Origin of the sequence: Brachyspira sp., assembly GCF_050873525.1 — a bacterium.
Lineage (GTDB): Bacteria > Spirochaetota > Brachyspiria > Brachyspirales > Brachyspiraceae > Brachyspira.
Genome location: NZ_JBNMIZ010000123.1, coordinates 1 through 7,838, shown reverse-complemented (window position 1 = coordinate 7,838; position 7,838 = coordinate 1). Strand labels below are relative to the sequence as shown.

Sequence of the window (7,838 nt, the reverse complement as noted above, 5' to 3'; positions counted from 1 at the left end):
GAAGATGATAATATACCATGGATAAAATTAAATAGAACCATTAAAAGTATATTTGGATACTTATCTGATATAAATGTAAAGACTATACTAATAATGGATGAATTTGATAATGCTAGATTAATTTTTAATGGTGAAACAAAACATTTTGAATTATTTAGAACTATTTTTTCAGATAGTAGGTATAATGTTTCTGCTGTTACTATATCAAGAAGAAGTCTATATATGATAGAAGAAACCACATACCAAGGTTCTACTTTTCATGGGGTATTAGACCCTATATATTTTAAAGGATTTGATAAAGAAGATATGAATATTTACTTTAGTAAATTCGATAAACTAAATATAAAATTAACCGAAGAACAAAGAGAAAAAATAATATATTACGCTGGAAATGCTCCATTTTTATTATCAATACTTGGATATTATATAATAGAAACAGCAAAAAAAGATAAAAATAATTTAAATAATGAATTTTCAATTGATGATATATTTCTTGATAAATGTAATGCGATTAATGACTATTATAGAGATTGCATAAAACAATTAGAAAGAGATGGAGATTTAAAAAGAATTATACCATTTATAATAGGTCCAAATATAGGTGTTACTAAAAGCGATAAAGAAGAACTTATAAATCTTGGGTATTTACGAGAGGAAAATGGAGAACTAATTTTAATATCTAAATATTTTACAAATTTTTTATATACATATACTATTAATATTAATATTTGGGATAATATCATAGAGCTTGAGAAGAAAATTAAGAGCATTATTAATAATGAAATGATATCTCTTATAAAAAATTATAAAATAGGTGGAAATAATATATTATCCATACAATCAAATTTATTATTAAAAGTAAAGGGTATAGATAAAAGGGATATTAATAGATATGGATATTTTATTAAAGACAATAAAAAGAAATTTAATATAGATGGCACATATTTTGATGTAATGTCATTATCCGATAGTTGTAAAATCATAACAGAATGTTGGCATAATATTTTTTCTAAATATTTCAATAATGATAAGTTCTCTAATTGGGAATATAAATTTAATAAGTGCATAATTGCAAGGAATCCCATAGCACATGGTCATGAGGAATATATAACAGATTATGATAAAAAAGAAGTTGATATATTTTGCTCGGAAATATTTGATACAATAAAAAAATCAAATATTATTATAAATATTCCACTTGATAATGATATTATATCTACAGCTTCTAAATATTAAAATAAAGTAAATTTATTTGATTAATCTTATATATTCTTTATCTCTCTTGCACACTCTTCCGATTATCGAAGCGTTATCGACTCCGTCTCGCCATAAATCTGCAAGCATATTTTCGGCGTTATTTTTATCAGCGCATATAAATAATCCGCCCGAAGTTTGAGGGTCAAAAGAAAGCATTTTTAAATTATAATCTACATTTTCGTCAGTTAAAATATTATCCCGACATATCGCATATTTGTAAAAGCCGCTCCTGGTATGCAGCCCATATCAATAACTTCGTAAGATTTATTGAATAAAGGCAATTTTGAAGAATTTATTTCTATACAAACATCACTTGAAACAGCCATTTTATAAGCATGCCCGAGTAATCCGAAGCCTGTTATATCGGTAGCAGATTTTACATTATATTTATTCATTATTTTGCATGCTTTATTATTTAAAGTTTTCATAGATTCAAAAACATCTTCAGTCTCTTTTTCTTTAATGAGTCCGTTTCTCATAGCCGCCAAAGAGCATCCCGTTCCCAAAGGTTTAGTAAGAATTATAATATCTCCGTCTTTTGCTTTTGAATTAGTGGTTATTTGATTAGGATTTGCAAAACCTATGACTGCCATTCCGTATTTTACCGTAGCGTCAGTTATCGTATGTCCTCCAACTACTAATACTCCCGCTTCAGTCGCTTTATCCTGTCCGCCTTTTAAAATATTAGCGAGTATATTTAAAGAATCTTCTTTTGGAAACATCGTTATATTCAAAGCTAATTTAGGTTCTCCGCCCATCGCATAAATATCGCTTATCGAATTGCAAGCCGCTATTTGTCCGAAAGAATAAGGTTCTGCGACTACGGGAGGGAAAAAATCAACCGTAAATATTATCGCGTTATCTTCGGAAATTTTATAAACTCCCGCATCGTCTCCAATATCAATATCCGATAAAAGATTTGAATCGGTTTTTGCTTTTAATATTGGGAGCAAAGTTTTTTCAAGCAAATCGGGAGGAATTTTAGCCGAACAGCCTCCTTCCAAAGCGCATGATAGTAATTCTATATTATCTTTATTTTCCATGATAATTTTATGATTATAATTTAAAAATCAAAAATTTTATTCAGCAATTACGCTTATAGCTTTTTTGCCGAATTTATTCGTATAGAATTTTACGGTTCCAGAAGCGGTTGCAAATATAGTGTGGTCTCTTCCTATATCGACATTTTTACCGACATGGAATTGAGTTCCTCTCTGCCTCACTATTATATTTCCAGAAATAACTTTCTGTCCGCCGTAAACTTTAACTCCAAGTCTTTTGGATTGACTATCTCGTCCGTTTTTTGAGCTTCCGCCGCCTTTTTTATGAGCCATTTTATCTCTCCTCTTTGTATTTTATGTAATCGGGATATTCTTTTATCAATTCTTTTATTCCTATCAAATATCCTTCGCTTACTATTTTATATTCTTGTTTTTTGCCTTCTTCAAGTTTATCAAAATCTTTCAATCTTAAACTCAAATTAGCGTTTTCTATTTTACAAATTAAATGTTTTTTCCCCACTTTGCTAATTAAAGCCCTTTGCATCGCTTGAGTAATAGAACTTAAAGCGATACAAACCTCATAACCTTCGCCGATTTTTTTTATTCCAGCATGTCCGTCAACCGAAATATATTCAATAATTCCTTCAGAGTTGTAACGAACGCTAACCAACGAAGCCATAAAATCAAACTATTATATCTTCAATAGTTATTTTATGATATTTATGTCTATGTCCCGTTTTTCTTCTATAGTCTTTTCTTCTTTTATGTTTTCCAATTACAACTTTATCGCCTTTCAAACTTTCGACTATTTTTGAATTAACTTTTACATTTTCGACATAAGGAGTTCCAACGACAACGGATTCATCGTCTTTCTTTAATAAAAGAGTTTTAATTTCAGGCGATTCCTTCGCGTCTTCTCCCAAATATTCTATTAATATATTTTGTCCTTTTTCCACTTTATATTGTTTTCCTTTAACTTCTACTATTGCATACATTGTCGTTTACTCCGTTTAATTTATTTTATAATTAATTATTTTTTAATTATCATTTATATAGGCACAAACTATACTATAATAATATAATTTTGTCAAGCGGTAAATATTGAAAATATTGCCATTTATAGTATAATTTTCAAAACGATAAATAAATTATATTAGCTCGGAGCGTCCATGCGAGATAAAAGAACCATATTAAACGGACAGGGAGTAGGCGATTATGTGTCTATTGGGAAATCTTTTTTGCATATAGATTCCATAAACACGCCAAAATATAAAATAGAAAAAGAAGACATCGAAGAAGAATATAGAAGACTCGATTTTGCCATAGAAAAATCAATAAAAGAAATCGAAGATATGCAAAAATATGCGGATAATAATATAAAAAATATTTTGTCAATGCATATTTTGATGCTTAAAGATAAAGTGATTATCGAACAGGTTAAAAACGAAGCGAAAGAAAAATTATTTAATATAGAACATATTTACGATTCTATAGTTTCCGAGTATTTGGATAAACTTTCGGCTTTTAGCGACAAAACTTTATCGGAAAGAGCGAGCGATATTATCGATATAAAATCGAGAGTGATAAAAAATTTGATTCGTTCCAATTCGGAAGATTCTAATAAAATTCCAAAAGACTGCATAGTTATATCAAAAACTTTGACTCCGAGCGATGTTTTGAAATTTAACGCAATAGGAGTTAGCGGTTTTATAGTGGAAAGCGGAGGCTTCACTTCGCATGCATCGATACTTGCAAAATCTTTCGGAATATCGACAATATTTAATGTGGCGGATATTTCAAATAAAATCAAAAACGGGAAAAAAATAATTGTCGACTGCAAAAGCAATATAGTTATAATTAATCCGAATAAAAAAGATATAGAAAATTATACGATACTAACGGAAAATATAAAAAAATATAAAGAACAGTCGATAATTGACGCGCGTGAAAAAGCGATAACAAAAGACGGAGTCGAGATAAAAGTAAACGCGAATATTGATATTCCCGAAGAAACGGAAAGTTTATTAAAATACGGAATAGATTCTATCGGTTTATACCGAACGGAATTTTTATATATTTTTTCGGATGTCAATGACGAAGAGAATTCTTTTTTCCCAAGCGAAGAAGTTCAATTTAAAGTTTATAAAAATATCGCTTCAAAAATGAAAGGAAAAGTGATTATAAGAACTTTGGATATTGGCGGAGATAAAATGTCTCCAGCTTTGGGTTTGATGGATTTCAAAAAAGAAGATAATCCGTTTTTGGGATGGCGGGCGATAAGATTCTGCCTTTCAAATAAAAATGTATTTAAAGAGCAGTTAAAGGCGCTTTTGAGAGCTTCCGCTTTCGGAGATATTGAAATAATGATTCCAATGATAAGCGTTTTGGAAGAAATTACCGAAACAAAAAAAATTATTGAAGAAATAAAATTGGAATTAAAAAAAGAAAATGTGGGATTTAACGAAAATATAAAAGTCGGCGCTTTGATAGAAACTCCTTCGGCTGCGGTTATTATAGATTTGATAGTTAAAGAAGCGGATTTTATTTCTATCGGCTCGAACGATTTGGTTCAATATATGATGGCTTGCGACAGAACGAACGAAAAATTAAGCGATTTATATAATCCTATAGATATATCGGTTTTGAGAATGTTGAAACATATAATAGATTCCACAAATAAAGCGAATAAAAGAATAACTTTATGCGGAGAGATGGGAGGAGTCGCATTATATACTCCCGTTTTGCTCGGACTCGGAATAAGAGAATTGTCGATGTCGGTTACTTCTATAGCCAAAGTAAAAAATACTATTAGAGCGATTTCTATTAAAGAATGCGAAGATTTGGTAAACTCAATGCTCGATAAAAAAGACAATAATTTTTCAAAATCGATTTTAAATAGTTTTAGAAATAGAATAAATATAAAAATTTACGAAGGTATAAATTGATGTCTAAAAATATGCATAAAAAAAATATAACGAAAAAAAATTATTTGATTATTATATTATTTATAATTTTGTCTTTAATTTCCTGCAAAGTAAAAGATTCTATAGACGAAATGCAAAAATTAAGAACCATAGAAAAAACGGAAGATTACGGAGCTTTAAGCGATTTTTTAAAATCACTTCCGAAAACGCAGCAGGAAAAAGCGCAAACCCCATATAACGAAATAAACACTTTCTTAAAAGGCAGAAACGAAATACTCTCTTCAAATTATAAAGACGGTTTTGAAACTTTGGCAAGATTTTTATTCACTTATCCATCAAGTTATTACGAAAGCGAGGCTTCATATCTTTTGGGGCAGGCTTTGATTTTTATGATAGAAAATAATCCTTTATATGTCGAAGAATTTTATAAAAAATTAATAACGGAAGGAATTGTCGAAGGTGAAGAAAATAGCGAGGTTGACGCCACAAATCAGTCGAACGCTTTAAAAAATATTTATAGCCAAATGGGAATAATAGAGAGAAACGGCGCTTATTCTTTCAACGGTTATGTTTTCGATAGAATAGTGCAAGACAGCGAAAGCGTATTTCCATTAAAAGATTTTGCTTATTATTTCAGTATTAGGCATAGATTTAAAAATATTAATTCAAAAGAAGATAAAGAAAGTTTTATAACGAATGTAAATTATTTAAGAAGATTTTCCGACAGATACAGAACGAGCATCCTGCAGGAAAGTATTTTAAATAATAAATCATATTTTCCAGAATCTTTGCCTTTTGAACTAACACAAAGAGAAAAATCGGATTACGATAATACGGTTAAAACTGTGAGAGAAAGAATAGAAAAAATAAAACCAGCTTTTGAAGAAGATTATTATGTCATAGGAAACGGAATAATAATAAGAGACAGAATTCCCGCAATCGAAGGAAGGGAAAACGAATTATTTAAATTAAATAATTACGATTTTGTCAAAGTATTAAATAAAACGAATGTATATAACGCGCGAGACAGAGAGAGGGAAGACTGGGCTTTAGTGCGATACGACACTTATTACGGTCCGATAATCGGATGGAGCTATTTAAGATATATGACGAATAATTTGAATAATATTGAAGAAGTTTTTGAAAGTTATAAATCGGCAATGAATAATTATAAGAATTACGATTATTTGAAATCGGCGGATTATTTTTCTTATGTTTTGAGTCAGGCGGAAACGAATTATTTTACAGACAAATCCGTTTATTTTTTATGGAAAGTAAATAATAAAATCGGCGAGCTTGTGAGTTCCAAAAATAATCCTTATTACGATTATGTTTTGAATTATCCGAAATATTTTTATTATAATACTAACAATTCGACTCTTCATAGTTCCACTTTGCTTTATAATTATTTGATTAAAATAATGCCGTCAAATCCTTACAGATTCGTTATTAGCGGAGACAGTGAAGCGGAATACAGCGTAGATTAAAATTTGATTTAAAAAATTTGATTAAAAAAATAAAGCCCTATAATTTCTTATAAGGCTTTACCAGGATTTTGAAAAAATGTTAAAAAAACTATTATCAACTTTCTAAATTATTGTATCATTGTAGCGAAGTCAAAACCGCCAAATCAGCGATATCTTGAGCGGAACATCCTCGTGATAAATCGTTCGCTGGTTTTGCGATTCCTTGAAGCATAGGTCCTATAGCCGTGCATTTTCCTACTCTTTGCGCTATTTTATATCCTATATTTCCCGCGTTCAAATTAGGGAATATAAGAACATTCGCATTTCCTTTTATTTTTGAATTAGGTGCTTTTTGTTCGCCGACTTTAGGAACTATCGCCGCGTCAAATTGCAATTCTCCGTCAAAAACAAAATTAAGATTTCGAGATTCCAAAATCTTTTTAGCTTCCAAAACTTTATCAACCGATTCATGCTGAGCCGAGCCTTTTGTAGAAAAAGAAAGCAAAGCCACTCTCGGGTCTTTTCCCGTCATAGTTTTGAAAGATTCCGCAGTCGATTCCGCTATATCCGCCAATTGTTCGGCTGTAGGGTCGGGTATAACCGCGCAGTCCGCAAAACATGCCATGCCGTCATCGAATAAAGCTTTATCCGGACTTTCAATAAAGAAAGTGCTTGAAAGCGTTTTGATTCCTTTTTTTAATCCTATCAAAAATAAAGCCGCTCTCAACATTTCGCCCGTCGCGTAAACCGCTCCTCCAACCATTCCGTCCGCTCCGTTGTCGGCAAGAATAGCGGCTCCCGTATAAACGGAATTGTAAACTATTAACTCTTTAGCCTGGTCTTTAGTCATTCCTTTTTTTTCTCTCGCCTTGAAAAGCAATTCGATATAGCTTTCGGTTTTATATTCGGTTTTCGGGTCGAATATTTTTGCAAAATCGTCAATCTCTAAAGAATTTTCTTTTGCCAAAGATTCGATTTTTGCCTTATCTCCCAAAAGTATGACGCTTTTAGCGAGTTTTTCTTTTTTAAGTATAACCGCCGCCTTAACATGCCTTTCGTCATAACCTTCGGCAAGAACTATAGTTTTTGGATTAGCTTTCGCTTTTTCTCTTAAATTATCCATGAAAGATGCCATAATAAACCCCTATTAAAATTTTAATAATGCCAATATTTTACTATAAAAATTATAT

9 protein-coding genes are annotated in these 7,838 nt (G+C 30.7%); 3 read left to right on the top strand and 6 right to left on the bottom strand.

Going from position 1 to position 7,838, the window contains the following annotated elements; translation table 11 throughout:
• Nucleotides 1-1,236: hypothetical protein (locus tag ACR0QS_RS08770; protein ID WP_432633060.1), on the top strand; the 1,236-nt coding region annotated here is incomplete at its 5' end.
• A 12-nt stretch (nt 1,237-1,248) separates the two neighbouring features.
• On the opposite strand, the gene ACR0QS_RS08765 is transcribed toward ACR0QS_RS08770, so the two are convergent.
• The 5 genes from ACR0QS_RS08765 to rplU are packed head-to-tail and all read right to left on the bottom strand — an operon-like array spanning nt 1,249 to nt 3,253.
• A complete protein-coding gene (locus ACR0QS_RS08765) occupies nt 1,249-1,413 on the bottom strand; it encodes an AIR synthase-related protein (protein ID WP_432633059.1) in 165 nt (54 codons plus the stop codon).
• Between the two features lie 29 nt (nt 1,414-1,442).
• Nucleotides 1,443-2,300 (bottom strand): selenide, water dikinase SelD, encoded by an 858-nt coding sequence (gene selD / locus ACR0QS_RS08760; protein ID WP_432633058.1) that lies wholly within the window; start codon nt 2,298-2,300, stop codon nt 1,443-1,445.
• 36 nt (nt 2,301-2,336) lie between these two features.
• The gene (gene rpmA / locus ACR0QS_RS08755; protein ID WP_021959592.1) at nt 2,337-2,591 is read right to left on the bottom strand and encodes a 50S ribosomal protein L27; all 255 of its coding nucleotides are present in this window, start codon (nt 2,589-2,591) and stop codon (nt 2,337-2,339) included.
• A gap of 1 nt (nt 2,592) precedes the next feature.
• A complete protein-coding gene (locus ACR0QS_RS08750; protein WP_432633057.1) occupies nt 2,593-2,937 on the bottom strand; it encodes a ribosomal-processing cysteine protease Prp in 345 nt (114 codons plus the stop codon).
• Between the two features lie 4 nt (nt 2,938-2,941).
• Complete coding sequence (rplU, locus tag ACR0QS_RS08745; RefSeq protein ID WP_432633056.1) at nt 2,942-3,253, bottom strand: 50S ribosomal protein L21; 312 nt, start codon at nt 3,251-3,253, stop codon at nt 2,942-2,944.
• A gap of 174 nt (nt 3,254-3,427) precedes the next feature.
• Between rplU and ptsP the strand changes: the two genes are divergently transcribed.
• The gene (ptsP, locus tag ACR0QS_RS08740; RefSeq protein ID WP_432633055.1) at nt 3,428-5,203 is read left to right on the top strand and encodes a phosphoenolpyruvate--protein phosphotransferase; all 1,776 of its coding nucleotides are present in this window, start codon (nt 3,428-3,430) and stop codon (nt 5,201-5,203) included.
• A gap of 11 nt (nt 5,204-5,214) precedes the next feature.
• A complete protein-coding gene (locus tag ACR0QS_RS08735) occupies nt 5,215-6,669 on the top strand; it encodes a hypothetical protein (RefSeq protein ID WP_432633061.1) in 1,455 nt (484 codons plus the stop codon).
• A gap of 115 nt (nt 6,670-6,784) precedes the next feature.
• On the opposite strand, the gene pta is transcribed toward ACR0QS_RS08735, so the two are convergent.
• Nucleotides 6,785-7,783: a phosphate acetyltransferase gene (gene pta, locus ACR0QS_RS08730; RefSeq protein ID WP_432633054.1), complete on the bottom strand. Its 999-nt coding sequence runs from the start codon at nt 7,781-7,783 to the stop codon at nt 6,785-6,787.
• Between the last annotated feature and the right edge of the window lie 55 nt (nt 7,784-7,838).

What these genes read in the sequence shown, in the direction of transcription:
- ptsP (WP_432633055.1), top strand. Translation starts at nt 3,428, where the DNA reads ATGCGAGATAAAAGAACCATATTAAACGGACAGGGAGTAGGCGATTAT.
- ACR0QS_RS08765 (WP_432633059.1), bottom strand. Translation starts at nt 1,413, where the DNA reads ATGCTTTCTTTTGACCCTCAAACTTCGGGCGGATTATTTATATGCGCT.
- ACR0QS_RS08750 (WP_432633057.1), bottom strand. Translation starts at nt 2,937, where the DNA reads ATGGCTTCGTTGGTTAGCGTTCGTTACAACTCTGAAGGAATTATTGAA.
- rplU (WP_432633056.1), bottom strand. Translation starts at nt 3,253, where the DNA reads ATGTATGCAATAGTAGAAGTTAAAGGAAAACAATATAAAGTGGAAAAA.
- pta (WP_432633054.1), bottom strand. Translation starts at nt 7,783, where the DNA reads ATGGCATCTTTCATGGATAATTTAAGAGAAAAAGCGAAAGCTAATCCA.
- rpmA (WP_021959592.1), bottom strand. Translation starts at nt 2,591, where the DNA reads ATGGCTCATAAAAAAGGCGGCGGAAGCTCAAAAAACGGACGAGATAGT.
- selD (WP_432633058.1), bottom strand. Translation starts at nt 2,300, where the DNA reads ATGGAAAATAAAGATAATATAGAATTACTATCATGCGCTTTGGAAGGA.
- ACR0QS_RS08735 (WP_432633061.1), top strand. Translation starts at nt 5,215, where the DNA reads ATGCATAAAAAAAATATAACGAAAAAAAATTATTTGATTATTATATTA.